Annotated in this window: 27 protein-coding genes; 17 read left to right on the top strand and 10 right to left on the bottom strand. The window is 72.4% G+C overall.

Annotation, left to right across the window (positions count from 1 at the left end; genetic code table 11):
- Window positions 1-105: 105 nt before the first annotated feature.
- The 5 genes from HNR07_RS23885 to HNR07_RS23865 all read right to left on the bottom strand — a co-directional run bounded on the left by HNR07_RS23885 (window position 106) and on the right by HNR07_RS23865 (window position 4,824).
- Window positions 106-873: a L,D-transpeptidase family protein gene (locus HNR07_RS23885; protein WP_184366887.1), complete on the bottom strand. Its 768-nt coding sequence runs from the start codon at window positions 871-873 to the stop codon at window positions 106-108.
- A gap of 146 nt (window positions 874-1,019) precedes the next feature.
- Window positions 1,020-2,285 (bottom strand): hypothetical protein, encoded by a 1,266-nt coding sequence (locus tag HNR07_RS23880; RefSeq protein ID WP_184366886.1) that lies wholly within the window; start codon window positions 2,283-2,285, stop codon window positions 1,020-1,022.
- Window positions 2,286-2,423: 138 nt separating this feature from the next.
- Window positions 2,424-3,308: an ACT domain-containing protein gene (locus HNR07_RS23875; protein ID WP_184366885.1), complete on the bottom strand. Its 885-nt coding sequence runs from the start codon at window positions 3,306-3,308 to the stop codon at window positions 2,424-2,426.
- A gap of 377 nt (window positions 3,309-3,685) precedes the next feature.
- Window positions 3,686-4,276, bottom strand: coding sequence for a hypothetical protein (locus HNR07_RS23870; protein ID WP_184366884.1), 591 nt, complete (start codon window positions 4,274-4,276; stop codon window positions 3,686-3,688).
- Window positions 4,267-4,824 (bottom strand): RNA polymerase sigma factor, encoded by a 558-nt coding sequence (locus HNR07_RS23865; RefSeq protein ID WP_184366883.1) that lies wholly within the window; start codon window positions 4,822-4,824, stop codon window positions 4,267-4,269. Before HNR07_RS23865 ends, HNR07_RS23870 begins: the two co-directional genes overlap by 10 nt.
- Before the next feature lie 205 nt (window positions 4,825-5,029).
- Between HNR07_RS23865 and HNR07_RS23860 the strand changes: the two genes are divergently transcribed.
- The 4 genes from HNR07_RS23860 to HNR07_RS23845 are packed head-to-tail and all read left to right on the top strand — an operon-like array spanning window position 5,030 to window position 7,061.
- Entirely contained in the window at window positions 5,030-5,578 is a 549-nt protein-coding gene (locus HNR07_RS23860; RefSeq protein ID WP_184366882.1) for an Asp23/Gls24 family envelope stress response protein, read from the top strand.
- A gap of 36 nt (window positions 5,579-5,614) precedes the next feature.
- The gene (locus HNR07_RS23855; protein WP_184366881.1) at window positions 5,615-5,806 is read left to right on the top strand and encodes a hypothetical protein; all 192 of its coding nucleotides are present in this window, start codon (window positions 5,615-5,617) and stop codon (window positions 5,804-5,806) included.
- Window positions 5,803-6,456, top strand: coding sequence for a DUF6286 domain-containing protein (locus HNR07_RS23850; RefSeq protein ID WP_254419442.1), 654 nt, complete (start codon window positions 5,803-5,805; stop codon window positions 6,454-6,456). Before HNR07_RS23855 ends, HNR07_RS23850 begins: the two co-directional genes overlap by 4 nt.
- Window positions 6,453-7,061, top strand: coding sequence for a hypothetical protein (locus tag HNR07_RS23845; RefSeq protein WP_184366879.1), 609 nt, complete (start codon window positions 6,453-6,455; stop codon window positions 7,059-7,061). Before HNR07_RS23850 ends, HNR07_RS23845 begins: the two co-directional genes overlap by 4 nt.
- 120 nt (window positions 7,062-7,181) lie before the next feature.
- Here HNR07_RS23845 and HNR07_RS23840 read toward each other — a convergent pair whose 3' ends face one another.
- The gene (locus tag HNR07_RS23840) at window positions 7,182-8,393 is read right to left on the bottom strand and encodes a DUF418 domain-containing protein (protein WP_184366878.1); all 1,212 of its coding nucleotides are present in this window, start codon (window positions 8,391-8,393) and stop codon (window positions 7,182-7,184) included.
- Between the two features lie 264 nt (window positions 8,394-8,657).
- On the opposite strand from HNR07_RS23840, the gene HNR07_RS23835 reads away from it, so the two are divergent.
- The 3 genes from HNR07_RS23835 (at window position 8,658) to HNR07_RS23825 (ending at window position 11,351) form a co-directional block, all read left to right on the top strand.
- A complete protein-coding gene (locus HNR07_RS23835; protein WP_184366877.1) occupies window positions 8,658-9,653 on the top strand; it encodes a dihydroxyacetone kinase subunit DhaK in 996 nt (331 codons plus the stop codon).
- Window positions 9,654-9,664: 11 nt separating this feature from the next.
- Complete coding sequence (gene dhaL, locus HNR07_RS23830) at window positions 9,665-10,273, top strand: dihydroxyacetone kinase subunit DhaL (protein WP_184366876.1); 609 nt, start codon at window positions 9,665-9,667, stop codon at window positions 10,271-10,273.
- A 328-nt stretch (window positions 10,274-10,601) separates the two neighbouring features.
- On the top strand, window positions 10,602-11,351 hold the full coding sequence (locus HNR07_RS23825; protein ID WP_184366875.1) for an SDR family oxidoreductase: 750 nt from the start codon (window positions 10,602-10,604) through the stop codon (window positions 11,349-11,351).
- Here HNR07_RS23825 and HNR07_RS35150 read toward each other — a convergent pair.
- Window positions 11,314-11,871 carry a helix-turn-helix transcriptional regulator gene (locus HNR07_RS35150; protein WP_312893963.1) on the bottom strand — a complete coding sequence of 186 codons (558 nt, stop codon included), beginning with the start codon at window positions 11,869-11,871 and terminating at the stop codon, window positions 11,314-11,316. The two genes, HNR07_RS23825 and HNR07_RS35150, sit on opposite strands and share 38 nt — an antisense overlap.
- A gap of 469 nt (window positions 11,872-12,340) precedes the next feature.
- On the opposite strand from HNR07_RS35150, the gene HNR07_RS23815 reads away from it, so the two are divergent.
- The 5 genes from HNR07_RS23815 (at window position 12,341) to HNR07_RS23795 (ending at window position 16,887) form a co-directional block, all read left to right on the top strand.
- Complete coding sequence (locus tag HNR07_RS23815; RefSeq protein WP_184366874.1) at window positions 12,341-13,141, top strand: ABC transporter permease; 801 nt, start codon at window positions 12,341-12,343, stop codon at window positions 13,139-13,141.
- The gene (locus HNR07_RS23810) at window positions 13,134-14,009 is read left to right on the top strand and encodes an ABC transporter permease (protein ID WP_376769940.1); all 876 of its coding nucleotides are present in this window, start codon (window positions 13,134-13,136) and stop codon (window positions 14,007-14,009) included. The genes HNR07_RS23815 and HNR07_RS23810 overlap by 8 nt, the downstream gene beginning before the upstream one ends.
- Window positions 14,010-14,012: 3 nt before the next feature.
- Complete coding sequence (locus HNR07_RS23805; RefSeq protein WP_184366873.1) at window positions 14,013-15,053, top strand: ABC transporter ATP-binding protein; 1,041 nt, start codon at window positions 14,013-14,015, stop codon at window positions 15,051-15,053.
- A gap of 340 nt (window positions 15,054-15,393) precedes the next feature.
- Window positions 15,394-15,918 carry a hypothetical protein gene (locus tag HNR07_RS23800; protein WP_184366872.1) on the top strand — a complete coding sequence of 175 codons (525 nt, stop codon included), beginning with the start codon at window positions 15,394-15,396 and terminating at the stop codon, window positions 15,916-15,918.
- A gap of 63 nt (window positions 15,919-15,981) precedes the next feature.
- On the top strand, window positions 15,982-16,887 hold the full coding sequence (locus HNR07_RS23795) for a DMT family transporter (RefSeq protein ID WP_246420474.1): 906 nt from the start codon (window positions 15,982-15,984) through the stop codon (window positions 16,885-16,887).
- A 362-nt stretch (window positions 16,888-17,249) separates the two neighbouring features.
- On the opposite strand, the gene HNR07_RS23790 is transcribed toward HNR07_RS23795, so the two are convergent.
- Complete coding sequence (locus HNR07_RS23790) at window positions 17,250-18,575, bottom strand: sensor histidine kinase (RefSeq protein ID WP_184366871.1); 1,326 nt, start codon at window positions 18,573-18,575, stop codon at window positions 17,250-17,252.
- Between the two features lies 1 nt (window position 18,576).
- The gene (locus HNR07_RS23785; protein ID WP_184366870.1) at window positions 18,577-19,233 is read right to left on the bottom strand and encodes a response regulator transcription factor; all 657 of its coding nucleotides are present in this window, start codon (window positions 19,231-19,233) and stop codon (window positions 18,577-18,579) included.
- 200 nt (window positions 19,234-19,433) lie between these two features.
- Between HNR07_RS23785 and HNR07_RS23780 the strand changes: the two genes are divergently transcribed.
- Genes HNR07_RS23780 through HNR07_RS23765 form a run of 4 tightly spaced genes read left to right on the top strand, consistent with a single transcriptional unit; the run spans window position 19,434 to window position 23,078 of the window.
- Window positions 19,434-19,931 carry a hypothetical protein gene (locus HNR07_RS23780; protein ID WP_184366869.1) on the top strand — a complete coding sequence of 166 codons (498 nt, stop codon included), beginning with the start codon at window positions 19,434-19,436 and terminating at the stop codon, window positions 19,929-19,931.
- Window positions 19,928-21,088 (top strand): peptidoglycan-binding protein, encoded by a 1,161-nt coding sequence (locus HNR07_RS23775; RefSeq protein ID WP_184366868.1) that lies wholly within the window; start codon window positions 19,928-19,930, stop codon window positions 21,086-21,088. Before HNR07_RS23780 ends, HNR07_RS23775 begins: the two co-directional genes overlap by 4 nt.
- On the top strand, window positions 21,085-21,849 hold the full coding sequence (locus HNR07_RS23770) for an ABC transporter ATP-binding protein (RefSeq protein WP_184366867.1): 765 nt from the start codon (window positions 21,085-21,087) through the stop codon (window positions 21,847-21,849). The genes HNR07_RS23775 and HNR07_RS23770 overlap by 4 nt, the downstream gene beginning before the upstream one ends.
- Window positions 21,846-23,078, top strand: a complete 1,233-nt coding sequence (locus tag HNR07_RS23765) for an ABC transporter permease (protein WP_184366866.1) — start codon at window positions 21,846-21,848, stop codon at window positions 23,076-23,078. The genes HNR07_RS23770 and HNR07_RS23765 overlap by 4 nt, the downstream gene beginning before the upstream one ends.
- Before the next feature lie 183 nt (window positions 23,079-23,261).
- Here HNR07_RS23765 and HNR07_RS23760 read toward each other — a convergent pair whose 3' ends face one another.
- Window positions 23,262-24,998, bottom strand: a complete 1,737-nt coding sequence (locus tag HNR07_RS23760; protein WP_184366865.1) for a sensor histidine kinase — start codon at window positions 24,996-24,998, stop codon at window positions 23,262-23,264.
- A 316-nt stretch (window positions 24,999-25,314) separates the two neighbouring features.
- Here HNR07_RS23760 and HNR07_RS23755 point away from each other — a divergent pair, with 316 nt between their 5' ends.
- Window positions 25,315-26,133, top strand: a complete 819-nt coding sequence (locus HNR07_RS23755; RefSeq protein WP_184366864.1) for a hypothetical protein — start codon at window positions 25,315-25,317, stop codon at window positions 26,131-26,133.
- The last annotated feature ends 16 nt before the right edge of the window (window positions 26,134-26,149 follow it).

Below are 26,149 nucleotides of genomic sequence, written 5' to 3'. Positions count from 1 at the left end.
ACACGGCTCAGGATGTGGTGCCGCGCACACGAAAGCCCCGTAAAGCCCCTGAACAACAGCAAAGGGCCCACGCACAACGGCGCGGGCCCATGAAGGGGGTTCGGGTCAGCGCACGACCACGGTGGCGTACACGTCCAGGTGGCCCTGCTCCCACAGCCAGTCCATGGCGGCCAGGCTCACCCGGGCACAGCCCTTGGAGGCGGGCTGGGCCGGGACGCTGGGGTAGCCGTGCACGGCGATACCGCCGTTGAAGTACTTGGGCCGGTACAGCGCCCCGTAGGGTCCCGGGTCCCAGGAGTCGACGTCCCGGAAGACCGCGTACTCGCCCGTGGGCGTGGTGGCGATCCGCTCCGAACCGTCGGAGCCCTCGTAGGGCTGACCGGAACCGGTGGACGTGTGGATCACGCTCTTGACCTCGCCGTCGGTGACGACCAGCAGCAGCTGGCGTTCGAGGTCGATCTCCACCACCGAACCGGACTCCGTGGTGGCGGAGGGGACCGTGCCCGCGCTGAGCGCGGCCCGGGTGTCGGGGCCGACGATCCCGTCCCGGTCGATCCCGGCGGCCTTCTGGAGCGCCAGTACGGCGTGCTCGGTGTGCAGGCCGAAATGGCCGTCCACGCCGTCGATCCAGTAGCCGAGCGCGGACAGCCGCTCCTGGAGCGCGCTCACCTGGGCGCCGGTGTCGCCGGTGCGCAGGTCCGAGGTCACCTCCACCGTGGCGGGGGAGGAGGCGGCCGCCGGGGCGGGAGCGGGTACGGCGTGCGCCGGTGCGGCCAGCAGCGGCGATCCCACCGCCAGGGCGCAGGCCGCCCCGAGGGTGAGGGTGGTCGTTCGGACGGGGTTCCTTGCGAAGGGTGATCGGGGGGAAACCATACGTCCCATTTACCCACAAGTCCGCCGCTGTCCCGGACCCGGGGCCGCCGCCGTCGGAACCGCCGGGTCACCGGCGGTTCCGGGGTTCGGGCTCCTCGGCGACGCTCCGGTCTCCGGCGACGGGCCCACTACCCGAGTTGCCCGGACTACTCGAAGCGGGAGCTGCGCACCGGGCCGGATGTCGCCACCGGCAGGCGCGGGCCCCGGGCCCAGTGGTCCGCGACCGCCTCGGCGAAGGGCACCAGCGCCGCGCCCCGGTCCTCTTCCCCCTCCTCGGGTTCGGCTGCCAGGATCCGCTCGGCCAGTTCCCCCTCCGGGGAGTCGTCCGCTGGGATCCGCTCGACCTCGCTGTCCGGACCCGGCGGCATGCGGAGGGTCTCGCCCCACGGCTCGACGACGTGCTGGTGCAGCACGTCGACCACGTCGGCGCTGACCCCGGGCGGGGAGGTCCAGCAGGAGGCGCGCTCGAACAGGATCTGGCCGGGCGCGCGGGGCACCAGCGCGCGCAGGAGTTCGGGTTCGCTGTCGTTCAGGTCGTAGGCGACCACCAGGGCGTCCGAACGCTCAGGGTCCACCGGGACCACCGGAAGGTCCAGCAGCCGTGCGGCGGCCAGGCCGAGGATCCGGCTGGAGCGGTCCGGCAGCGGCATGACCGCGTCCGGCCGCGTCCCGGCGGCCTCCAGAACCGCGGCCAGGTTCAGCAGACCGTTCCGGCACAGGGCGTACTGGTCGCCGAGGTGGGCGAACCGGCCGTTCATGCCCTCGTCGAAGCCGAACGGGGAGAGGTGCCCGAGGATCGACCCGGTCAGCGTGAACTGCCAGCCGCGCAGGTCCTGGCCGTCCAGGGCGCCCGCCGTACGGGCGGTCCCGGCGCGGTCCACCATCCGGGTGATCCGGTCGTGGGCCAGGTCCCAGCTGTCGTCCCCGGGGGTCGACAAGTGGTCCAGGACCTCCCGTGCGGTGCCCACGTCCCCGGAGCACAGGGCGTTGTAGGCGAGCAGGTAGCCGCCGGGCCAGTCCGGGAGGTCGCCCCGCCAGGCGCGCAGCTCCCGCACCGCGTCGGCGTGCCGTTCCTCGTCCTCCAGGGCCGAGACCAGCTCCCACAGGGCCGGGGCCGCCGCGGGTGCCAGCGCACGGGCGGCCCGCAGCGCCGGGACCGCCAGGTGCGGGGCCCCGGCCTCCAGGCACTCGAACCCGAAGTCGTAGCAGGCCTGGGCGCTGTCGGGCTGCTCCCGCAGGGCTTCGGACACGGTCGCGAGATCGTCCAGGCCCTGGTCGCGCGCGACCGCGGCGCTGAACTCGGCCAGGTCCCGCACCGGAAGGTCGTCCGCGCTCGCGCGCAGGGACCGCACCGCGGCCGGGGCGTCGCCCGCCTCCAGCGTCTTCCAGGCGCCGGGCAGGTCCGATGTCATGGTGGTGCCTTTCGCTCCGGGGGCGGGTCCCGTCCGGGACCCGCGGTGCTCCGACGCCCCGCGCACCGCCCCGGTTCACGACGGGCGCCACACGGGGCGACGACGGATCCCTACCCGGCCACGGGCGGAGCCCACCGGTCAGCGGTGGTCCGGTCTCCCCTCCAGGGAACGGGACTCCAGGGAACAGGCCACCTGGGCCAGGGCACGGCAGCGGGCGAACTCCACGGGGGTGAACGGCAGCCCCGCGCGGTGGACGGTCAGGGTGCCGCCGCCGGGCGCGGGCAGGAGCATGGTGGTACCGAGGAGTTCCTCCCGGGGCTGGGGCGCGCGTGACCCGTCGGAGACCGCGTGATCCTCGGAGCCCACGGGCGTCGGTGCGCGGCGGACGTCGTGGGCGGCGGCGAGGGCGAGCAGGCAGCGTTCGAGGGTGGTCGAGCCGGTGACCAGCGCGTCCACCATGGTGAGGGTGCGGCTCGTGGTGTCGCTGAGCTCGTGGACATCGGCGGTGCGCACCACGGCGCGGCGGCCTCCGGCGTCCCGCACCGCCCGGCGCAGGTCGGCTTCGTCGACGGTCGGGGGAACACTCACGAAGAACTCGTCGACGGCGTCGGTGCCGTCCGGGTGGACCTGCATGAGGCGGATGTCGACCCCGAGCGCCGCGAACCGGCCGGTGAGGGCGGCCAGCCCGCCGGGGACGTCGGCTACGGTGACGCGCACGCTCCAGAGCCGGTCCTCCACGGGGGAGCCGGGGCGGGGCCGCGCGAGGGCGGCCGCCGCCGCGGGATAGGCGGGTGATTGACGGCGGGTTCGGCGGTGCCTGCGCCAGCGGTGCAGGGCGGAGAACGCGAGGAGCAGGACCCCCAGCACGATCAGGGTCCGGACCCCGCTGTCGCTGTGTCCCAGGGAGACCACCAGCAGGTGCGCCGCTCCGGCGGCGAACAGCAGGGTCCCCATCTCCAGTACCTCGCGCCCGAAGAATCCTTGGTGGTCGTCGGTTCCACGGCTGCCACTGAAAGCGTCCATGCCCTCGAAGGTGCCAAGCCGAGGTTGCGCCCGTTCGTCGTTCTGTGTCCACGCGGTAACGACGGAGAGTGATGCCGCTCACCACTTCGCTCAGGCCTTGTCACCCAGGGTGAATGAGAGGGCCGGGGCAGCCGTAGGTGCCAGGGTCCGGACCTGGCGATCGCCTGCGAGGGCAGCCCTCCGGAGGCCTTCCGGGGACCTTCAGGAGGAGCTCACCACGGGCTCACCGCCACCCCCGCGAACTCGCCCGCTGGCCGCGTGTCGCCCGCCCCGTCGGAGGGCGTGGCCCGGTAGGTCCGCCCCTCCTCGAATCCGTGGCCGGTCAGCCGGATCTCCCCGCCTCACGTGGGCGGGATCAGCTCGGCCGCGGGCGCGTTTCAGGCCAGATCGATGACGTCGGTGACGTCGATGTCGATCCGCGCGACCCGCAGGCCCAGCCGGTCCGCCACGAAGGCGGCCATGGCGCGTCTGGCCGCCGCGGTGGCGTCGGGGATGACGGTACCGGCCAGCACCCGGGCGGTGGCGGTGACGGCCAGCCCGTCCGGGGTGTGACTGATCCGGCAGCGGCCGACGATCAGCCCTTCCGCCGGGTCCACGCAGGCGCGCAGCATCGCCGAGACGGCGGAGTGGCGGATCCGGGTGTTCCCGGGCGCGCCGCCGGAGTCCGGGTCGGAACCGGACCGAGGACCGGGGGCGGGCAGGCGGAGGGTCTCCCCGGAGCGCCCTTCGGCGCGTACCGTGCGCATCACGTCGTCCAGGAGCCCGGACGGGGCGGTGACCTCGCGGTTCTCGCTCAGGGCCGATCCCAGAGCGGACAGCAGCGGTCGGAACTCCTCCGCGGCGGCCAGGCAGTGCGGGCAGGTCCGCTCGTGCGCCGTGGCGGTGCCCTCCCGGAGGTGGTCCAGGAGTGCGTCGGCGGAGGTGCCGCAGGGCAGCTGTTCGTGGTCGTCGGACGGGTCTACCGCCATGGTTCGAGCGCCTCCACGAGATGGGTACGCGCGCGGTGGATGCGTCCGCGTACGGCGGTCGGGGTCGTGTCGACGATCTCCGCTATCTCCTCATAGCCCAATCCTTCCATTTCCCGAAGTACCCAGCAGATCCGCTGTGGGGGTGGCAACCCGGACAGGGCCTCGCGCAGGGCCTCGTTCAGGTCGGTGGCCAGGGCCCGGTCGGCGGGGCCCGCGCCCCTCTCCCTGAACTCTGCGTCCTCCTCGGCGGGTTCCTCGGGGCGGCGGGCGCGCAGGGCGTTCAGCGCGAGGCGGCCGACGATGCGGTGCAGCCAGGCCGGGAACGTGTGCGGGTCCCGGAGGCCGGGGAGCTTGCGCCAGGCCGTGATGAGGGCCTCCTGCGCGGTGTCCCTGGCCTCGGCGGCGTTGCCGAGGGTACGGAGGGCGATGCGGTAGACGACGTCCTGATGGCGGCGCACGAGGGCCTCGAAGGCGCGGTCGTCGCCGTCCTGCGCCCATTCCACGAGCACGCTCTCCGGTAGTGCTGCGGTGTCCGTATCCGTGTGCATCTGCGGGATCCAGCTTTCCCGGAGCCGGGGTAACTACTTGTCGCCAGAAGTTAACTACATTACGTAGCATTTTCGCGATCATCAAATGTGTTCCAGGTCACACTGGTTTCCGCGTGAGCCAACCCCCCTCTCCCGTGTCCTCCATACGACGGCCCGCACAGAAGGGCCGTCGGCACCGATCCGAACCGACCATCAGGAGCACCCCATGGCAGCCAAGAACCCCGGGACCGCCCGCACCGACATCCACGAGGCCCCCGCCCCTGCCGCCCTGGACAACAGCCAGTCCAACGGCGCCGGCGCCGGAAGCCGCACCGACATCGCCCGCACCGACCGGACCCCCGACCGCACCGACCGCGCCACGGACAACGGGCGCACCGACATCGCCGACCACGTCGTCGCCAAGATCGCCGGGATGGCCGCCCGCGAGGTCCGCGGCGTTCACCAGATGGGCGGGGGAGCGGCCCGTGCCTTCGACGCCGTCCGGGAGCGCATCCCCGGCTCCACCTCCACCAACACCGCCGCCCGCGGCGTCTCCGTCGAGGTCGGCCAGACCCAGACCGCCATCGACATCAACCTGGTCGTGGAGTACGGCATCTCCATCCCCGACCTCGCCGGGGTCGTGCGCCGCAACGTCACCACCGGGGTGGAGCGCATGACCGGGCTGGAGGTCACCGAGGTCAACGTGACCGTCGACGACATCCACCTGCCCGACGACGACTCCCAGGACACCCCGGCCGAGCCCCGGGTCCGCTAGAGCATCCCTCCCCCACACCAGTAAGGAGCAAGAACGATGTGGTCGATCGTCGGTCTGACCTACGGGTCCGTCCTCGGCCTGGTGGCCTACTTCGGCGGGTTCGGGGCCTTCCTCCTCGTCCTGGTCCTCGGCATCGCCGGGTTCCTTGCCGGGCGCGCCTACGCCGGGGAGACGGACCTGTCCACCCTCTTCACCCGTGAGCACGAGGGCGGGGGTGCGCGGTGGTGAGCGCGACGATCTCCAACCCGGGGGCATCCGACCCGACCGGGTCCGGCATGCCCCCGGGACCGGCGCCGTCCGAAGCCGACGCGCGCTCCGCCCACCGTGTGGCGGTCCGCACCTTCCGGCCGCGCAGGTCCACCGCGGCCGTCGTGGTCAGCACCGTGACCGTGCTGGTCGCGGGGCTGGCCGCGGCCGAACTGATCGCCGTGCTGGTCGGGGCTCCGCTGCGGTTCGTACCGCTGGAACGGGTCTCCGAACCGGCCATCGGCGCCCGATGGGCGGGGCCGGAGATGATCATCGCCTCCGCCACGACCGCCGTCATCGGCCTGTACTTGCTGCTCACCGCGCTCGTTCCGGGCCAGAGCAGCCACATGGTGCTGCGCACCGACGACCGTGACCTGGTCGTGGGCCTGTCCCGGCGGGGGCTGTGCCGGATCGCGGAGAGCGCGGCCCAGGAGGTGGACGGCGTCGCCGGGGCCCGCGCCCGTATCCGCAGCCGCACCGTCCGGGTCATGGTCCGCACCCCGGAGCACACCGCCCCCGGACTGCGGACACGGGTGGAGAGCGGGGTTCGGGAACGCGTCCTCGAGCTCGGCCCGGCCCGCCCGGTGCGCGTGCGCGCCAAGGTCCGGCCGGTGAAGGGAGGTCTCCGGTGAAGCGCTACCCGCACCGCCGCGCCCGCCGCACCGCCCGGGGCAACCGGCAGGGGCTGGCCCTCATGGGAGTGCTGTTGCTGGCGGCGGGGGCGGTCGTGCCCCTGCTGGTGTACGGGCCCTTCCCCCGCTTCGCCGCGGGGAGCGCGGACGAGACCCTCGGGTCGGTCGCCGGGCAGGCCGCTCCGCTGCTGGCCGCCCCCTGGATTCCGTACGCGGTCGCGGCACTGGCGGTGCTGGCGGTCGTGGCGGCGTTGCGCTGGCTGCTCGTGCAGGGGCGCTCGGCACGGGTGTCCTCGCTCCACCTGGCCGAGGGGGACGGGGGCCGCACCGACGTGGTCGCCCGTGCTGCTTGTAAGGCCCTGGCCAGTGAGATCAGCGCCTACCCGGGGGTGCGCCGGGGCCGGGCCCAACTGACCGAGTCCCCGCGCGAACCCTGCCTGCTGCTGGACCTGGTCCTCGCCGAGGACGCCGACCCCGTCGCCGTGTGGCAACGGTGTCGCAACGAGGCGCTTGCCAGACTGCGTCTCTCCCTGGACCTGGACCGGCTCCCGACGGTGCTGCGCATCTCGGTCGCCGGACAGCCGTCCGGCCGCGAACTCGCCTGAACCCGCCGCATACGCGGTCGGGTCCAGGCTGAGCGACGGGGGTGGCGCGGGCCCCGGGTCAAAGGGGAGGACCCGGCAAGGCCCCCACCCCCGTCCGATTCTGCTTGCTCCAACCCTCGGCTACGGCTTTCTCGGCTCCTGCGCTGCTCGGCGTGCCTTGCGGCCGCCGTACACGCAGCGGCGCATCAGCTGGTCGAGCGGGCCCGGGCGGTCGCGGACCGCCAGCCAGGCGGCCAGCGCCAGGCTCACCGACCAGGCCAGCGCCGCCACCAGCAGCGCACCGGCACCGCCCGTCACGGTGCCCAGCCCGACGAGATCCGGGTGGAGCACCACCGCGACCAGTACCGAGTTGAGGATGTAGAAGGTCAGGGAGCGCTGGCCCATGGCCGCGACCGCCCGGGTCAGCGGGCCCCGTGTCTGCTCCAGGCGGGTACCCCACAGGGCGAACAGCGCCGCGTACCCGGCACCGCCGAGGACCCCGCTGAGAACCTGGAGGGCCATGTACAGCCCTTCGGTGAGCGCTCCGGGGGACAGGACGCCCTGCACGGCCAGCGCGATCGGCAGCGCGCTCAGCACGGAGACCGAGATGCCGACGACCGCGACCCCGGTGAGGAACCCCCGGTGCGCCGCCGGGTCGTCCAGCAGGCCGGCGCGGCCCGCCCGGTACCCGATGACGACCAGGAACAGCAGCGGGTAGGCGAAGGCGATGAACAGCGGACTGATGGGCAGGCCTACCAGGCGTCCGATCCAGTCCTCCGCGGTGAGGTAACCGGGGAGGGCCCAGTTGTCCTCCGCGCCCTCCGTCGTACCGCTCATGGCCATGCCGACCATCGAGAGCGGCACCGTGATCGCGTAGAACACCGCGAACACCACGGCGGCGCGCACGATCGCACGGTTCGAGCGCAGCAGCAGCCAGCCGGTGACCAGCGCCGCCAGACCGTATGAAGCGAGGATCTCGCCGGGAAACACGAAGAACGCGTGCACGAAGCCGAACAGCAGCAGGAAGCCGCCACGGCGCCGCAGCAGCCGACGGACCTCCTGCTCCGAAGTGCCCCGCGCCCGCTGCCGGGAGACCATCCAGGCCATGCCGTAGCCGAAGAGGATGGCGAACATCGGGAAGGCTCGGTTGTCCAGGAAGAGTGTGGTGAACAGCGACGCCGCCCGGTCGTGGAACGCCTCCCCCGAGACGTCCGTGCCGAACCCGACCCCGGCGTACACGCCCGCGTAGGCCATCGCGATGAGCAACAGCATGACACCGCGTGCCAGATCAGGTGCCAGTTTGCGCGGCGCCCTGGGCGGGAGCCCGCCGGAGCCCACTGTTGTTGCCGACATGTCGACTCGTCCCCCTGTCGCTTGGTGCTGCTGGGTTTGGTTCTGCTCCTCGTGCCACGCCTGGCGGTTCTCTCAGTCTTCGCCGGCCGGGTGGTCAGCCGCATCGGCCGACCGGCCAGCCGATCGGCCAGAAGCTGCTCGGCCGATCGGCCGGAAGCCAACCGGAGGTGGGGCGGGCGGGGAGTGGGTAGGCATGGGGTGGGACACGGCGCCCTGCCCGTCGCGCGGTGCCCGGACGAGGGATATCCGAACCCAGGAGGCGGCATGAGCCGGTTCTTCATGAACGAGCGCGAGACCCTGGTCGAACAGGCGCTGGAGGGTCTCGCCGAGGCCCACGGCGGCCTGGTCGACGTGCACACCGACCCCCTGTTCGTCACCCGGCGCGTGCCCGCCGCGGGGAAGGTCGCCCTGATCTCCGGCGGCGGGTCCGGGCACGAACCTCTGCACACCGGCTTCGTCGGCTCCGGCATGCTCGACGCCGCCGTTCCGGGTGAAGTCTTCGCCAGTCCGACCGCGCTCCAGGTGCGGGCCGCCATCCGCGCCGCGGACACCGGCGAGGGCACGGTGACGGTGGTCAAGAACTACACCGGCGACGTCCTGAACTTCTCCATTGCCGCCGAGCTCCTCGCCGAGACCCACCGGGTCGAACAGGTACTGGTCGACGACGACCTCGCCACCCAGCGCGAGGACGACGGCGGTCCCGGCCGCCGGGGGACCGCCGCGGTCGTCGCGGTGGAGAAGATCTGCGGGGCCGCCGCCGAGGCCGGTGCTCCGCTGGCCGACGTGCGCCTGCTCGGCCAGGACGTGGTGGCGCGATCGGCCACCCTCAGCGTGGCCTTCGAAGCGTGTACCAACCCGATGACCGGCAAGCGGTCCTTCGAGCTGGAGCCGGGGGAGATGGAGTTCGGCGTGGGCATCCACGGCGAACGCGGCATCCAGACCCGGCCCGTCCTCGAAGCCGCTGGCCTGGTGGAGAGCCTGGTAGGCCCGCTCGTGGAGTCCGTGGGGATCAAGCGAGGGGACTCGGTCCTGGCGATCGTCAACGGACTCGGCGCGACCCACGGCCTGGAGCTCGGTGTGGCGGCGCGCGAGACCCGCCGGGTCCTCGACGGCCTGGGCGTGAACATCGCCCGGTCACTCGTGGGGCCGTACGTGACCTCACTGGACATGAAGGGGCTGTCGATCACGCTCACCGCGCTGACCGACGACCTCGTGAAGTACTGGGACGCGCCGGTGCGGACGCCCGCACTGGTCTGGTGAGAGGAACAGCGATGACCGAAACCGAACTCACCGGCGAGCAGACGAAGGCCTGGATCCTCGCCTTCGCCGACCGGGTGATCAAGGACGCCGACGAGCTCACCGAACTCGACAGACAGGCAGGCGACGGCGACTTCGGCTGGAACATCGGCTCGGCCCTCAAACGCGCCCGCACCGACCTGGAGGGCGGGAACCCGGCCGAGGTCTTCCAGTCCGTCTCGGACACCTTCCTCGCCTCCGGCGGCACCAGCGGCCCGCTCTTCGGCCTCTGGTTCGGCCGCCTGGGCGCTGGACCCTCCGCGCCCTGGGCGGTGTCCGACCTCGCCAAGGCCTTCGACACCGCCACCGGCGCCGTCCGCCGCCTCGGCAAGGCCGAGGTGGGCCACAAGACCATGGTCGACGCGATGGTCCCCGCCACCGAGGCCCTCGCCTCCACCGAAACCCGCTCCTGGCGCGAGGCCCTCCGGGAAGCCGCCCGAGCCGCCCGCGCCGGCGCCGACTCCACCAGCGGCATGATCGCCCACCGCGGCCGGGCCAGCTACCTGGGCGAGAGAGCCCAGCAGGTCCTCGACCCGGGCGCGCTCTCCATCGCCTGGTTCTTCGACGCGGCGGAAGGGGCCTGAGCCGGGACGGTCCTGTGCCGCACTCGATGAGGACGATGCCGGGTTGGTGAACTGGGCTCCCGCCCGCACGCATCTGCTCGGCCTTCGGTGTGAAATGGCCTTCCACCGGTGCGAACTCCTTGCGGGCGAGGGCTGGGGCCCATGCGTCGGAGTAGAGGTCGAGGACGTCGACCCGGTACTCGGCACCGCGCAGGGTCTGAGCCGCGGCGCTCATCTGGGCGGTGCTGAACGAGTGGGGCCCGTGAGGGGGCACCGGACCGGGTGCGGCCGTGTCGGATCCGGTCGGTAGTCTCCTGCTGCTGGATCGGGCCGAACGAGGGGGCTGGCCGTGGCTGCTGGGAACGACCACAAGGTCATCGTGATCACCGGGGCGGGCGCCGGGATCGGGCGGGAGACCGCGCGGCGGCTGCTCGGGGACGGGCACTCGGTGGTGCTGGCCGGTCGCCGCAGGAAGACCCTGGAGGAGACCGCCGACGGCAGCCCCGGCGCGGTGGTCGTCGAGACGGACGTGACCTCGGCGGAGTCGGTCCGGGCGCTGTTCGGAGCGGTGCGTGAGCGCTTCGGCCGGGTGGACGTACTGTTCAACAACGCCGGGGTGTTCGGCCCGGCCGCTTCGGTGGACGAGATCGGGGACAGCGCCTGGCGCGAGGTCCTGGACACCAACGTCACCGGATCGCTGAACTGCGCGCGGGAGGCCGCGGCGATGATGAAGGCCCAGGCCCCGCAGGGCGGGCGGATCATCAACAACGGCTCCATCTCCGCGCACGTACCGCGGCCGTCGAGTGTGGCCTACACGGTGAGCAAGCACGCGATCAGCGGCCTGACCGCGTCGATGAACCTGGACCTGCGGGGGTACGGGATCGCCTGCACGCAGATCGACGTCGGCAACGCCGCCACCGCGATGACCGCCGGGTTCGGCCAGGCCCGCCAGGCCGACGGTTCTGTGCGTGCGGAACCGAGCATCGACGCCGCGCACGTGGCCGACATGATCGCGCACATCGTGTCCCTTCCCTTGGACGTGAGCGTCCCGACCGTGACGGTCATGGCCAGGGAGATGCCCTTCGCCGGTCGCGGCTGATCGGCGCCCGCCGGTCCCGCTCGGCCCGCTGCCGCCCGCAGCGGCCGTTGACGCCTTCGGCTGTCGGCGGCGGGGTGCCGACCGACTCGACCGGGATGTCGGCCGCGCACTCGGCGGTGACACGCGCCCGCTCGACGCGGCCGATCCGGAACCAACGGACCGCGTCCTCGTGGCGGCAGCGGGCCACGAGGAACCAGTGCCCCCGGGCGCGGGCGAGGAGGACCGGATCGACGGTCCCGTCCGTGCCGGTGCCCTCGCGGTCGCGGTAGCTCAGCCACAGCACCCGCCGCTCCTGGAGAGCTTGGTCGACTGCGTGCCGTGAGCGGGCGGTTCCGACATCGGCGTCGGTTCGATCGATCCACACCCGCTGGGTCAGTTCGGTGGCGCGCCGTCTGGCCCGCGGTTCCATGACCCCGAGCACCTTGGTGAGCGCGGCGCGGGCATGACCGTCGAAGGGCTGACCCCGGTGCGCGGACACCGCGGCGGCCAGTCCGCAGACCTCGGCGTCGGTGAAGTTCACCGGCGGGAGCGTCGCGGCCGGGTCGACGACGTATCCGCCGCCCGGGCCGGTACGCGCCCAGGTCGGAAAGCCGCTCTGGTGGAGAGCCGAGACGTCGCGCTTGACCGTGCGGACGCTGACCTCGAAGCTCCCGGCACGCTCGCCCGCGCGATCGACGCGTTCCTCGGCCGGAAGCCGTCCCCGGCCGGTGACTGACCGGGGCGACCGCCACCCGGCGGTACCGGCTGACCGCCCTGGTCGGCCTCGCCCGTTTCGCCCGGCCGTCCGCGGTCACCACGCGGCCGGTTTCGGCGAAGGCGTGGTGGCCTCTCGAACGCCGTGCTAGTGTCACTCCTTCGCGGCGACCCGGACCTGGCCTTCCGGCCCAGGGACGTGCCGAACCCGTGTCTGCCCGCGGCCCCCTGAGGGACCTCCGTGGTCGAGACCGGATGCTTCTGCACGTTCTCTAGCTGCCAGGGGAGCCACGCCCGTGCGTGTCTACTGCGCGGTGTACGCCCGTGGGCTGCGCCGTTACTCCACTTACCGCGCGGCCACCGCCGCCGGGGTGTTCACCAACTCGGTCTTCGGCGCGATCAACGCCATGGTGCTGCTCGCGCTGTTCACGGCGCGCCCGGAGATCAACGGTTACGACGCCACCGACGCCGTCACCCAGGTGTACGTGGCCCAGGCGCTGCTGGCCCCGCTCGCCATCATGGGGCCGGCACTCGACCTCAGCGAACGCATCCGCACCGGTGCGGTGGGTATCGACCTGCTCCGCCCGGTCCCGGTTCTCGGGTGGTGGCTTGCCCAGGACCTGGGCCGGGTCACCTTCGACTTCCTCTTCCGCAGCGTGCCCACCTTCGTGATCGGCGCGCTCCTGTTCTCCCTGGCCCTGCCCGGCGACCCCGTGCGCTGGATACTGACACTGGTGTCGTTCGCCCTGGCCGTCCTGGTCGGGTTCGGGCTGCGCTACCTGTACTCCGTGGTGGGTTTCTGGCTGCTGGACACCCGGGGCGTGTGGGCGATCATGGGCCCTGCCGGTCCGGTGCTGGCCGGGATGCTGCTCCCGCTCACCCTGTTCCCGACCGGGGTCGCCGACGTGCTGCGGCTGCTGCAGTGGGCGTCCATGGTGCAGATCCCCGCGGAGGTCTTCCTCGGCAAGGACACGCTGCCGGGCGGGAGCGTGCTCGGCGGGCTGTCGCTGCAGGCGGGCTGGGCGGTGGCGCTGCTCACCCTCGGTGCCTGGCTGACCAGCCGGGCCACGCGCAGGGTGGTGATCCAGGGTGGCTGACACACTCTCCGCTCCCCACCCGGGCACCCCGAGAGCGCCCCGCTTCCGGAAACCGATCGGGGGCGTGGGCCGGACGCTGGGAACCTATGTCCTGCTCGCCTGGACCTGGTGCCGGGCCATCGCGCAGTACCCGATGGCGCTGACCCTGTTCACCACCGGTGTCGTGCTCGCCTCGCTGGCCGAGATGGGCGCCGTCGTGGTGGTCTTCGGGCACGCCGGGACGCTCGCGGGGTTCTCGGTGTACGAGGGGCTGCTGATTTACGCGCTGGCCGCCTTCGCCTTCGGCGGTGCGCAGTTCCTCATGGGCGCGGTGGACCGGCTCGGCGAGCAGATCCGCACCGGCAGCTTCGACACGATGCTGGTCCGCCCCGTCTCACCGCTCATCCAGCTGGCCACCGACCAGTTCTCCCCGCGCCGCCTGGGCAGGGTGGTTCCCGCACTCATCGTGTTGGTGTACGCCCTGGTCAAATGCGATATCGACTGGACACCGGGGCGAGCGCTCATGCTCGTGGTCCTGCTGGTCTCGGGCGTGGTCATCTGCTCCTCGGTGTGGTTGCTCGCGGGCTGCCTCCAGTTCTTCGTCGCCGACGCGCGCGAGGCGGCCAACTCGGTGACCTACGGCGGGCAGGCGTTCACTGAGTACCCCATCGCTGTCTACGGCCGCGACCTGGTGCGGGTGGTGACCTTCGTGGTGCCGCTGGCCTTCGTGAGCTGGCAGCCCGCGCTCTACCTGCTGGATCGCCCCGATCCGGTGGGCCTGCCCGAGCCGCTGCGTTACCTCGGTCCCCTCGTCGCCGTCGCCCTCGCCCTGTTCGCCGCCCTGGTGTGGCGGTTCGGGCTGCGCCACTACCGATCCACCGGGAGCTGACCGATGCCCACCGAAGGACAGATCACCGAACCCGTCACCACCCCTGCCGTCCCCGGTCCACCCGCCTCACCCTCCGCCGAACCGATCATCGAGGCGGTCGGGCTCGGCCGTGACTTCGTGCTATCCGAGGGGCCGTTCCTGCGCCGCACCCGGCGCACCGTGAGCGCGGTCCGGGACGTGACGTTCACCGTCCAGCCAGGGGAGATCGTCGGCTACCTGGGCCCGAACGGCGCCGGGAAGTCCAGCACCATGAAGATGCTCACCGGCATCCTCACCCCCTCCGCGGGCAGCGTCCGGGTGGCCGGGACGAATCCGTCCCGCCAGCGCACCCGCCTGGCCAGGGAGATCGGGGTGGTGTTCGGTCAGCGCACCACCCTGTGGTGGGACCTGCCTTTGCGCGACAGCCTCACCCTCACCCGCCACCTGTACCGGGTGCCCGCCGACGCCCACGCCGAGCGCTTGGCCGAACTCACCGGACTCCTGGAGCTCGAACCGTTCCTGGACACCCCGGTCCGCCAGCTCAGCCTGGGCCAGCGGATGCGCGGTGACCTGACCGCCGCCCTGCTGCACGCCCCGCGCCTGCTGGTGCTTGACGAGCCCACCATCGGCCTGGACGTGGTCAGCAAGTCGACCATCCGCGAGTTCCTGCTCAAGGTCAACCGGGAGCGGGGCACCACCATCCTCATCACCACGCACGACCTGGGTGACGTGGAGCGGTTGTGCGACCGGGTGATGGTGATCGACAAGGGCCGACTGGCCTTCGACGGCGATCTGCCCGAACTGCGCGCGACCGTCCCGACCCCGCGGGTGCTGGTGGTCGACCTGGTCGCCCCGGCCCCCGCGATCCAGGTCAGCGGAGCGACCACGGTCCGGGTGGAGGGCCCGCGCCAGTGGCTGGAGCTGGCGGACAACCCGGCCCGGGTGGTCGCGGAGGTCACCCGGGAACAGGAGGTCGCCGATCTGACCCTGCGCGAACCCGACATCGAGGGCGTGGTCTCCGCCCTCTACCGCGGCACGGTCCCCGCTGACAACACCCGGGCCTGAGGCAGGGCGTCGGTGTTGAGGGATGGTCGGCACCGAAGCAGCGGTCAGCGCCGAAGCGGTGGAAGAAGCAGGAGGGGGCAGGGGTAGCAGGGGTGGAGGCGGTGCGAGGAACGGAAGGCAGGTCAGGGTCGGCGGTTTCCCGTTATCCACGGGCTGGAGCACGGCTCCGGAAGGAGCTCTCATGTTCGGCCTGACGTCGATACCGGGGGAGCCTCCACTCCCGCCCGCTTCGGGCTGCCCGCAACCGAGCTCTTCCGCGAACAGGGGGGAGCGCGCACCACGGATGGTGGTGGTATCACCACCATGGAAACAGCCGCCCCGGCGCGGGAACCTGGGTTCCATGCACAGAACCGTTCCGAACCCGACCCTTCCGAATCCGGTGCGTTGGGCCACGATCCTGTGGGCGGTGGCGATCGCGGCGGGGATCACCGAGACCTCCCTCGCTGTCGCCCCCGGACTGGCCGACGGCGGGGCCGTGCCGTGGCTCGCGCTGGTCACGCGCGCGCTGCTCTACACCTTCTCCGCCCTCCTGGTGGCCTGGTTCGCCCGCGGCCACGGCTGGTCCCGGGTCACCCTGGTGGTGCTCATGACCGGTGTGGGACTGGTGAGCGTGCTGGTCTCCATGGGGATCGGGGTGCTGTCGGGGCTGGGGGTGTTCGTCGGACTGGGCTATGAGGGCCACGGGGTCGCCCTGCTCGTGCGAATCGCGCACACGCTGGTCTACGTCGTGGCCGTGGTGGTGGCGACGGTGGCGGCCTTCACACCCGCCGCCAACCGCTACTTCCGTTGCTCCCGCGAGGACCGGCTGGCGGCCGCGGGGGCGCGCCCCGCCGCGGTTCCAGCTCCCCGTGGCGTCTCCGCGTAATCCCGCGGAGCCAGCCCTACCCCTCCGTTGTCCCCCTCCTGACCGCCCGGGAGGATGGGTGCCATGACCCTTTTGTCGTATGGCATGTGGCTCGGGATCACCTTCGGTGTTCTGTCCTGTGTCTCGTACACGGCCGCCGCCGTGGCCCAGCGCAGGCTCGCCGTCCGGATGACCGAACCCCTGACCGGCCGTAGGCAACTGGGTTCGCTCCTTCGCCACCCGCTCTGGTGGGTGTCGCTGGTGTTCAACGGGGGCCGTGCCGGTTTCCAGGTGGCGGCGGTGAGCTTCGCGCCGCTGACCGTCATCCAGCCCCTCGGCGTACTGGTGCTCATCTTCGGTATCCCGTGGTCGGCCAGGCTCGCCCACCGCAAGGTCAGCCGCGCGGAGTGGCACGGCGCCGCCTACACGATGCTGGCGCTCGGGGTGCTGCTGGCGGTCACGGTCACCGGTGACCAGGGAGGGGTGCTGTCCGCCGAGGATTCGGTGCTGGTGGGGGTCGGGGCCGTCGTTCTCCTCGCCGCCATCGCCGGGATCGCGGGCCGGGTCCCCTCCGCGTCCTGGCGCAGCTACCTGCTCGCCGCCGCGGCCGGAATCGCCTTCGGGGTGGCCGCGGCGACGGTGAAGACCGCGGTGTGGGCCTTCGGCGACGGTCTGTTGGCCGGGCTCACGCACCCGTCGGCGCTGGCCACCGCGGTGATCGCGGTCTTCGGGCTCTTCCTGGCACAGGCCGCTTACCAGGGCATGGACCTGGGGGCGCCGTTGGGTGTCACCACGCTGGCCAACCCGGTGGCGGCGGCGCTGGTGGGGGTCGTGTTCATGGGCGAGACCTACGCGGGCGGCTGGCTCGGCGGCGCGGTCGCCCTGCTGTGCGGCCTGGTGGCGGCCTACGGGATCCGTCTGCTGACCGTGCCCGCCAACGGCGTCGCCGAGTCCGCCGTTCAGACCCAGGAGCCCGAGCCCCGGGCCTGACGTCCTGTCCTTGACGCCTTGACGCCTTGACGCCTTGACGCCTTGACCCCGCAGCCCCCTTGCTTCGACTTTCGGGGGAACGCGGGCAGCACGGAGCAGGCGGGAGCGGAGGCTCTCCCGATATCGACATCAGGTCGGGTGGGGTGCGTGTGCCGGGTGTTGTCCCCAGGCTGTGGATAACCCGCGCCGAGAAACGTTACGCCCGCCACCTGTCTTCCGCTCCTGGGATCGCCCTACCACTGGGGCTCGCTTTCGTTGCGTAGTTTCGTCACGACTGCTTCGTCACGGCGGCGCCGTGACCGAGTGCCCGTTCGTCGGCCTGTCCGTCCGTCTGACCTTCTGTTCGGATCGGGTGGCGGGGATCAGAGCTCCGGGAAGCCGACGGTCACGACCAGACCCCCCTCGGGGCGGGGCCTCGCGGTGGCCCTGGCGCCGTGGGCGGTGGCGATCGATCGGACGATGGACAGCCCGAGCCCGCTGCCCGGGCGGTCACGGTGCAGGCGGGCGGCGTCGCCGCGGTGGAAGGGCTCGAACAGCTCGTCCGCGTCACCGGCCCCCGAACCACCGACCTCGGCGCCGGTGTTGGTCACCTTGAGCACCGTGCGCCCGGCCGCGGTCCGGCCCGCGGCGGTGCGCACGCGCACCTCCACCCAGCCGCCGGGGGTGTTGTAGCGGACCGCGTTCTCCACCAGGTTGCGCACCAGCTGCTCCAGCAGGACCGGATCACCGTCCACCCGCGCTGACTCCACGTCCACCCGCAGGTCCACGCCCTCCTCCTCCGCGGCGCCCGCGTACTGGGCTGCCACGTCGCCCACCACCTCGGCGAGGTCCACCTCCCGGGTCCGGGCCGGTCCGCGGTCGGAGCGGGCCAGTAACAGCAGTCCGCTGATCAGCGCTTCGCTGCGGCCCACCGAGTCCAGCGCCCGCCGGAAGGCCGGCCGCAGGTCCTCGGGCACCCGGTCCTGGGCCAACGGGACCTCCAGGGCCGCGCGCTGCACCGACAGCGGGGTGCGGAGCTCGTGTGAGGCGTTGGCGACGAACCGGCGCTGGGAGTCGAAGGCTCGTTCCAGCCGGCTGAGCATGTCGTCGAAGGTGTCGCCCAGCTCGCGGAACTCGTCGTCGGGACCCCTGAGGTCGAGTCTGCTGTGCAGGTCGCGCTCGGACAGGGTGCGCGCGGCCTCGGTCACCCGGTGCAGCCGCCGGAGCGGACCGCCCGCGATCACCCAACCGGCCAGCGCCGCCAGCAGGGTGACCCCCACCAGGATGAGCACCGAGTTGAAGAGCAGGTCGGAGAGCACCCCGTCCTGGTAGTCGTCCACCATGACCGTCAACGGCTGGGCCTCGGTGCCGCCGCCCTCGGGCAGTTCCTCCGTGGGGGCCGGGTCAGCCGGCTCGAACGGCACCGCCGGGGTCACGGGCACCGCGATGACTTCGGACGGGTCGCCGCGGTACACCGCGGTCGTGGCCAGGTCGACCCCTCGAATCTCCAGGCTCGCGGAGACCATCGCGTAGTTGGCGGTGAGCAGCAGCGTCCCGCCGAGGGCGAAGACCCCGGTGTAGACGAGGGCGAGCTTCGTGCGCAGGGTCAGACCGGTGAACCGGGCCCGCCACCGCCGCGTCGGGTCGGGGCGCTTCCCGGCGCCGGAGCGCGCGCCGGGCCCGGAAGCGGCGTCAGTTCCGTCGGCCATGTCAGATCCGGTAGCCGTGGCCGGGGACGGTCTCGATCACCGGCGGATCGCCGAGCTTGCGGCGCAGCCCGTGCACGACCACCTTCAGCACCCCGCTGAACGGGTCCAGGTGGGCGTCCCACACCTTCTCGATCAGGTGCGTCGCGCTCACCGGGGCACCGTCCGCGCGCAACAGCTCCTCCAGGACCCCCAGCTCCTTGGGGGAGAGCGAAAGCTCCCGGCCGTCGCGGAAAGCGGCCCGCCGGGTGGTGTCCACCACCAGCCCCGCCCGGCTGAGCCGGGGCGGTGCCGCCGGTCGCGCCCTGCGGCCCAGTGCCCGCACCCGCGCCACCAGTTCCAGGTAGGCGAAGGGTTTGGCCAGGTAGTCGTCGGCGCCCAGGTCGAGCCCGTCCACCCGGTCCTCCAGACCTCCGGCGGCGGTGAGCATCAGCACCCGGGCCTCCACCTCAGGGTTCTCAGCGATGCGCAGACACACCTGATCCCCGTGCAGCACCGGTAGGTCGCGGTCCAGGACGACCACGTCGTAGGAGTGCACGGCGGCCATCTCCAGCCCCGTGTCGCCGTCGTGGCACACGTCCACCGCCATGCCCTCACCGCGCAGCCCTTCGGCGACCGTCTCCGCCAGATCGGGTTCGTCCTCCACCACCAGGATCCGCATCCGCCCCCCTCACCCCGAAAACCCGACTGACCAGCACTATCGCCCGCCCGGTTAGGCCGAGGTTAACCCGACCCACCACGGATCACCCAAGGAGACAGAACCCGACCGGCCCTAACCACCGGCTAACCACGAGCCCGCTGACATGTCCTCCGAAGTCACCAGCGGCGCCGGAGGACCGGCGCCATGATCAGGAGGACGACATGCGCGCACTGACCCTCACGGCCGCGGTCACCGCGGCGGCCGGGCTGCTGCTCACCGGATGCGGGGTCCTCGGCGGGGACGACGCGGCGGACTCGGACGCGGGTGCCGGGAAGTCCATGGAGGAGGCGATGCTCGACTTCGCCGCCTGCATGCGCGACAACGGCGTCGACATGCCCGACCCCGAGCCCGACGGCGGCATGATCGCCCTGCCCGCCATGGGCGAGGACGACGAGTTCGAGGCAGCGATGGAGGCCTGCGAGGGCCTCCTCCCCGTCGACGAGAACGCACCCTCCGACGAGGAGCGGTTCGAGACCGACCTGCGGATGGCCCAGTGCCTGCGGGAGAACGGCATCGACGTCGAGGACCCCGAACCGGGCATGGGCATCGCCCTGCCGGTCGACCCCGAGGACGACGAGCACATGGCCGCCCTCACCCGGTGCTCCGACGAGGCCGGTCTCGGTCTGGAACTCGGAGACGACACCGAGGAGGGCTCGTGAGCGCGGACACCGAACTCCTCCCTGGGGACGAGAGCGACGAGACCCGCGACACCGACGCGTTCCGGCCGCGCCGCCGTCGCGGGTTCGTGTGGCTGTTCGCGGCGCTGCTCACCCTGGCGGTGCTGTGCGCGGGCGCGGCGGTGACGGTCTGGGGCTGGCCCCGGGGCGCCGCCGAAGAGGAGACCGCCGCACCCGGGGCCACCGCCTCGATCGAACGGACCACCCTGCTCCGCGAGGAGCGGCTGGAGGGCACCCTCGGCTACGCGGGAGGGGGTTCGTTCTTCGCGCGCTCCGACGGCGTGCTCACCTGGCTGCCCGAGGAGGGGGCCGAACTCGCCGCGGGGCAGCGGGCCTGGGAGGTCGACGGCCGCCCCGTCATCCTGCTGCGGGGGGACAAACCCGCCTACCGAACCCTGGAGCCCGGCGCCAAGGGTCCGGACGTGCGCCAGTTCGAGCAGGCCCTCGCGGAGCTGGGGTACGGCGGCTTCACCGTCGACGACGAGTACACGCAGCTCACCGCGGAGGCGGTCAAGCGCTGGCAGGAGGACACCGAGGGCATGGCGGTCACCGGCACCGTCGGCCCCGACCAGATCTGGTACGCCTCCGGACCGGTCCGGGTGACCGGCCACGAGGTGTCGGTGGGGGAGAACGTGGCCCCGGCGACCCCGCTGCTGACCACCGCCTCCACCCGCCGGGTCGTCCGGCTCGATCTGGAGGTGGGCGACCGCGACCTCCTGGCCGAGGGCGACGAGGTCACCGTGGAGATGCCCGACGGCCAGGCGGTCACCGGAGAGGTGGAGTCCGTGGGCGACGTCGCCCAGGTCGAGGAGGACGAGCCCGGAACGGGCGGCGGCGGTGGCGGCAAGCCGACCGTGCAGGTACTGATCTCGCTCGAAGCGGGGGACGAGGGCGCCGGGGGCTTCCTCGACCAGGCCCCGGTCGAGGTCCTCGCCGGGGGTGAGTCGCGCGAGGACGTGCTCGCCGCCCCGGTCGGCGCGCTGATCGCGCTCTCCGGCGGGGGCTACGGGCTGTCCGTGGTGAGCGCAGACGGAGGGGTGGCGGACGTCCCGGTGGAGACCGGCTGGTTCTCCGACGGCCTGGTGGAGGTGGCCGGCGACGGCATCGACGCGGGCACCGAAGTGGTGGTCCCCGAATGACCGCCGCGGAATCCGCCTCCAGATCCGCCCCGGCCTCCGAGCCCGGTGCAGCCGTCGAGTTCAGCGGGGTGAGCCGCCACTACCCGGGCGGGGTGCGGGCCCTGGACGGGGTGGATCTGCGGATCGACCGCGGGGAGATGCTCGGGATCGTCGGCCCGTCCGGGTCGGGGAAGTCCACGCTGCTCAACCTGCTGGGCACACTGGACGCGCCGACCTCGGGCAACGTGCGCGTGTTCGGGTACGACATCGGATCGCTCACCGACGACCAGCTCTCCGCGCTGCGGGCGCGTTCGATCGGGTTCGTCTTCCAGCAGTTCCACCTGGCACCGAACGTGTACGCCGTGGACAACGTGGCCGACGGACTCCTGTACTCCGGCGTTCCCGCCCGAACCCGGGTGCGGCGGGCGTTGCGGGCCCTGGAACGGGTCGGACTGGCCGACCGGGCCTACCACCGGCCGCACGAACTCTCCGGCGGTCAGAAACAGCGGGTGGCCATCGCCCGCGCAGTGGTGGGTGCGCCGCCGCTGCTACTCGCCGACGAACCCACCGGCGCCCTGGACACCGTCTCCGGTGAGGCCGTGATGCGGGTGCTGCGGGAACTGCACGGGGACGGGGTGACGGTCGTGGTGATTACCCACGACCGCGAGCTGGCCGCCGACCTGCCCCGACAGGTGGAGGTGCGCGACGGCCGCGTCCTCACGGACTCCGGTACCCCGAAGGAACCGGACACCTCCGGGGTGCGGAAGGGGGCTGGCCGATGAGCACGCTTCTCCAGCGGTGGCGTGCGCGCTGGGCGCAGCCGCGGCCCGCTCGGCTCTCCCCGGCCGACCGGCTGCGGACCGGGTCGAGCGGGCTGCGGGCCCGGCCGACCCGGGTGGTGCTGTCCGCACTCGGCATCGCCATCGGGATCGCGGCGATGGTCGCGGTGGTGGGGGTGTCCTCCTCCGGTCAGGCCGAACTCGACCAGCGGATCGCCCGGCTGGGCACCAACCTGGTGACCGTGGAACCCGGCAGCGACCTGTTCGGCGGGGACGCGAAGCTCCCGGAGGAGGCGCGGGGGCGGATCGACCGGATGCCGGAGGTCGAGCACACCTCGCAGGTGGAACTGGTGGGCGGGACCAACGTCTACCGCAGCGATCTCGTACCGAGCGGGGAGTCCGGCGGGATCGGCGCCTACGGTGTCGACCTCGACCTGTTGGCGGCGGTTCGCGCCGAGGTGCGCGAGGGGTCGTGGCTGAACGGGGCCACCTCCGACCACCCCGCGGTCGTGCTCGGAGCTTCGGCCGCCCAGCGCCTGGGCGTCAACCGAATCACCCCGGACACCCTGGTGCTCATCGGGGACACCTACTTCTCCGTGGTCGGTGTGCTGGAACGGGTGGAGCTGGCGCCGGAGCTGGACAACGCCGCGCTGGTCGGCCAGGAGGTCGCCGAGGAGGTGCTCGGCGCAAAGGGGGAGGCCTCCACGGTGTACGCGCGGGTCGACCCCGAGCAGGTGGAGCGGGTCCGGGACGAGGTGGGCCGCAACGCCAACCCCGAGAAGCCGAACGAGGTCCGGGTGTCCCGTCCCTCGGACGCGCTGCAGGCCCAGCAGGCCGCCGACCAGACCTTCCACGGGCTGCTGCTGGGGCTGGGCGGGGTGGCCCTGCTCGTGGGCGGGGTGGGGGTGGCCAACACGATGGTGATCTCCGTGCTGGAGCGCCGGGGCGAGATCGGCCTGCGCCGGGCCCTGGGCGCGACCCGCCGCGACATCCGCGGTCAGTTCCTGGTGGAGGCGATGACCCTGTCCGCGCTGGGCGGGGTGTTCGGAGTGCTGCTGGGTTCCCTGGCCACCGGCGGATACGCGCTGCTGCGCGGCTGGCCGGTCTCTCTGCCCTGGTGGGCGGGGGCGGGAGCGGTGGTCGCCACGGTCGTCATCGGCGCGGTCGCCGGGATCGTGCCCGCCCTGCGGGCCGCAGCCCAGCAGCCGACCCGGGCCCTGGGCACCGGCTGAGCTCCCGGTTCACACCGAGGCTTCCGGCGCTGGTCCCGGCTGACGACTCCGGTACCGACTGGACCCACGGCGCGATCGGCCGTGCGCCGGCGTCCGCGGGGCTGTCCACAGACTGTGGACAGCCCCGTCCAGCGGTGAACCCCCGGCTCAGGGTTCCGAGTCCGGATCTCCGCGCCCGCCGTCTCAGACCTCCGGGTCGGGTACCGACACCGGCACCTTCCACACCAGGACGGTGCCGCCGCCCTCGCCCCTGCCCGCGCTGAACCCGCCGCCCAGGGCCCGGGCGCGCTGGTCCAGGTTGCGCAGGCCGCTGCGGCGGCCCTCCTCGGGCAGCCCCACGCCGTTGTCGGTGACGGTGAGGGTCAGGGTGGTCGGACGATCGGTCACCGATGTCTCCTCCACCGTCACCGAGACGTGCACCTCCGTGGCCCGGGCGTGCCGGGCGACGTTGGTCAGGCCCTCGCCCAGGACCGCCAGCAGCTGCTCGCCCACCTCGTCGGGCACGGAGGCGTCGATCGGCCCGTCCAGGCTCACCCCCGGATGGCAGCCCAGACTGTGCGCGGTGTTCTCCGCCAGCCGCAGGATCCGCCCGCGCAGTGAGGTGTCCCGCCGGCTCGGCGGGTTCTGCAGGTCGAAGATGGTCGAGCGGATCTCGCGTATCGTGCTGTCCAGCTCGTCGATGGTGCGCTGGACCCGCTCCTCGGCCTCCGGGGAGTTGATCAGCCGGACCGTGCTCATCAGCGTCATCGCGGAGGCGAACAGCCGCTGGATCACCACGTCGTGCAGGTCCTTGGCGATCCGGTCCCGTTCCTCCAGGACCACGATCCGCTCGCTGTCCCTGCGTGCCTCGGCCAGTTCCAGCGCCACCCCCGCCTGCACGGAGAAGGCGTGCAGCATGCGCCTTGTGTTGGCGTCGAAGGGTGCCCGCTCGGAGAGCTTGCCGAGCAGCAGGACCCCGCGGGTGTTCCCCGGAGTGCCCAGCGGCACCAGCAGACCGGGCCCGTACCCGCGGTGCGTGAGCATCGGGCAGTTGGCCTGCCGCAGGTCGGGGATGGCCGTGGCCTCGCCTGACTCGTACACCCACCCGCAGGTGGAGTCGTGGATGTCCACCGGGGTCCCCAGGATCTCCTGGGCGATCGGGCCGTCCGCGATCTCCGCGAACAGGTGCCCGCGCGCGTGCGGGTCCGGCAGCATGATCACCGCCGTGTCCGCGCCGCCGATCTCCCTGGCCTGCGACGCCAGGTAGGCCAGTACCTCGTCGGTGTCGGCCCCCGACAGCAGCCGGGTGGTGATCTCGGTGGTGGCGCCCAGCCACCGCTCGCGCAGCCGGGTCTCCTCGTACAGGCGGGCGTTCTCGATCGCCACACCGGCGGCGGTGGCCAGCGCGGTGACGATGGTCTCGTCATCCTCGTCGAACTCCCCGCCGTTCTCCTTCTCGGTCAGGTAGAGGTTGCCGAAGATCTCGCCGCGCACCTGGATCGGCACTCCGAGGAAACTCGACATCCCCGGGTGGCCCTCCGGGAAACCGCTGAAGTCCGGGTGTTCGCGCAGGTCGGACAGGCGGATCGGGGCCCGTTCGCGCAGTGGGGTGCTCAGCACGCCCTTGCCGTAGGGGAAGCGGCTGATCCGCTCGGCCTGGGCCTGGGTGAACCCGACCGGGATGAACTCGGTGAAACTGCCGTCCTCACCGATCACACCCAGCCCGGCGAACCTGGCCTCGGCCAGGTGTGCGGCGGCCTCCGTGAGCCGACGCAGCACGGTCGCCAGGTCCAGGTCGCCACCGATGTCCAGGACCGCCTGAAGCAGAGAGTGCACCCTCCCCTGGGCGGAGAGCCCTGGGTTCATCTGGGAATGCACCTCCGCGAGGAGTTCGTCCAGGGGCTTCGGGGACAACCGGTGGCTCTGGGGGATCTCGGTCATGTGTGGTTCAACCTCCGCAGAGCCGTTGAGGGGTTGAGGACTATTGGATGAATTGTCGTTGGTTTTTTCCCGATTTGCCACATCTGGCTGCTCGGAAGCTTGTCCGAGGGGCTGGGAATTCCTCTGGAATCGAGGACAGCGGCCCGGTAATTCATGCTAACGTCACGGTCAGTCGGCGCACGAAGGCCTCTCTGGCCTCGCGTTGGGCACCCGGATCCCAGTTTTTCCGGTGCCATTCACATGACTCCCATGAGCTTGTCGTCCCTTCGGTACTTCGCCGGAGCGGACCGGCCCACACGGCGGAAGGAAACCCCCGGTGTCTGGATACCACGGTACGGTCGGCGCCACAGGCGTCCGTCCCGCCGTGTGCCCGGAACCACTCCGGCGGGCCCTGGCGCTGGTCGGTCTGCTCACCGGAATCCTGTTCACCGTGTGGCTCGCCTCCGCCGCCCCCGCGCACTCCGCGGAGCTTTCGGGGCCCGGTCACGCCCTTTCTGGCGGGCTCGTGGAGAGCACCCAGAACCTCGGCGGGTCCATCAGCGGGGCCGTCACCACCGTCGGCGAACACACCGCGAAGACGGTGGACGGTGCCTCGGAGGCCGCGCAGGCGGTCGAGACCGAGGCGGCCGACCCCGTGCAGCACGTCCGTGACGCGGTTCGGGAGACCTCCCTGCCGCGTCCCGAACCGCTTCCCGAATTCGTCGCCCCGGCGCCCGAGCAGGTCACCGCACCCGCTCCGGAGTCCGACGGCGGCGACGCAGCTTCCGACGAAGCCCGCGAGGCCGGCGAAAGCCGGGCGCGGACCTCCGAAGAGGTCGTGGCGGTGGCCGAGGAGCCCGCCGCCCAAGCCCTGAGTTCGGTGCGGGAGCAGAGCGCCTCCGTCGCCCAGGACTCGGGTTCGGCCGAGCGCGGGACGGCCGGTGACACCGGCCCCCGCGGCGCCGACACCGTCAACACCGTGGCGAGCGGCACCGCTCCCGCCAACGGCGGTAGCGTTCCGGCGCCCGCCGTGGCCGGGTTCCTGCCCGTCACCGGCGCCCCGGCGCCCGCTCCCGGCCTGTTCGAGGCCGCCCGGCACGTCCTGCGCTCGGTGCCCGCCGAGTCCGCCGACGAGCCGACCTTCTCCCCGGACTAGCGCGCCCACCGGATCC

Source organism: Nocardiopsis metallicus (assembly GCF_014201115.1).
In the GTDB taxonomy this organism is placed as follows: Bacteria; Actinomycetota; Actinomycetes; order Streptosporangiales; family Streptosporangiaceae; genus Nocardiopsis; species Nocardiopsis metallicus.
The sequence above is the reverse complement of the archived record's forward strand: the minus strand, read 5'-3'. Positions and strand labels throughout refer to the sequence as shown.

What these genes read in the sequence shown, in the direction of transcription:
- HNR07_RS23885 (WP_184366887.1), bottom strand. Translation starts at nt 873, where the DNA reads ATGGTTTCCCCCCGATCACCCTTCGCAAGGAACCCCGTCCGAACGACC.
- HNR07_RS23880 (WP_184366886.1), bottom strand. Translation starts at nt 2,285, where the DNA reads ATGACATCGGACCTGCCCGGCGCCTGGAAGACGCTGGAGGCGGGCGAC.
- HNR07_RS23875 (WP_184366885.1), bottom strand. Translation starts at nt 3,308, where the DNA reads ATGGACGCTTTCAGTGGCAGCCGTGGAACCGACGACCACCAAGGATTC.
- HNR07_RS23870 (WP_184366884.1), bottom strand. Translation starts at nt 4,276, where the DNA reads ATGGCGGTAGACCCGTCCGACGACCACGAACAGCTGCCCTGCGGCACC.
- HNR07_RS23865 (WP_184366883.1), bottom strand. Translation starts at nt 4,824, where the DNA reads ATGCACACGGATACGGACACCGCAGCACTACCGGAGAGCGTGCTCGTG.
- HNR07_RS23860 (WP_184366882.1), top strand. Translation starts at nt 5,030, where the DNA reads ATGGCAGCCAAGAACCCCGGGACCGCCCGCACCGACATCCACGAGGCC.
- HNR07_RS23855 (WP_184366881.1), top strand. Translation starts at nt 5,615, where the DNA reads ATGTGGTCGATCGTCGGTCTGACCTACGGGTCCGTCCTCGGCCTGGTG.
- HNR07_RS23840 (WP_184366878.1), bottom strand. Translation starts at nt 8,393, where the DNA reads ATGTCGGCAACAACAGTGGGCTCCGGCGGGCTCCCGCCCAGGGCGCCG.
- HNR07_RS23835 (WP_184366877.1), top strand. Translation starts at nt 8,658, where the DNA reads ATGAGCCGGTTCTTCATGAACGAGCGCGAGACCCTGGTCGAACAGGCG.
- dhaL (WP_184366876.1), top strand. Translation starts at nt 9,665, where the DNA reads ATGACCGAAACCGAACTCACCGGCGAGCAGACGAAGGCCTGGATCCTC.
- HNR07_RS23805 (WP_184366873.1), top strand. Translation starts at nt 14,013, where the DNA reads ATGCCCACCGAAGGACAGATCACCGAACCCGTCACCACCCCTGCCGTC.
- HNR07_RS23800 (WP_184366872.1), top strand. Translation starts at nt 15,394, where the DNA reads ATGCACAGAACCGTTCCGAACCCGACCCTTCCGAATCCGGTGCGTTGG.
- HNR07_RS23795 (WP_246420474.1), top strand. Translation starts at nt 15,982, where the DNA reads ATGACCCTTTTGTCGTATGGCATGTGGCTCGGGATCACCTTCGGTGTT.
- HNR07_RS23790 (WP_184366871.1), bottom strand. Translation starts at nt 18,575, where the DNA reads ATGGCCGACGGAACTGACGCCGCTTCCGGGCCCGGCGCGCGCTCCGGC.
- HNR07_RS23785 (WP_184366870.1), bottom strand. Translation starts at nt 19,233, where the DNA reads ATGCGGATCCTGGTGGTGGAGGACGAACCCGATCTGGCGGAGACGGTC.
- HNR07_RS23780 (WP_184366869.1), top strand. Translation starts at nt 19,434, where the DNA reads ATGCGCGCACTGACCCTCACGGCCGCGGTCACCGCGGCGGCCGGGCTG.
- HNR07_RS23770 (WP_184366867.1), top strand. Translation starts at nt 21,085, where the DNA reads ATGACCGCCGCGGAATCCGCCTCCAGATCCGCCCCGGCCTCCGAGCCC.
- HNR07_RS23765 (WP_184366866.1), top strand. Translation starts at nt 21,846, where the DNA reads ATGAGCACGCTTCTCCAGCGGTGGCGTGCGCGCTGGGCGCAGCCGCGG.
- HNR07_RS23760 (WP_184366865.1), bottom strand. Translation starts at nt 24,998, where the DNA reads ATGACCGAGATCCCCCAGAGCCACCGGTTGTCCCCGAAGCCCCTGGAC.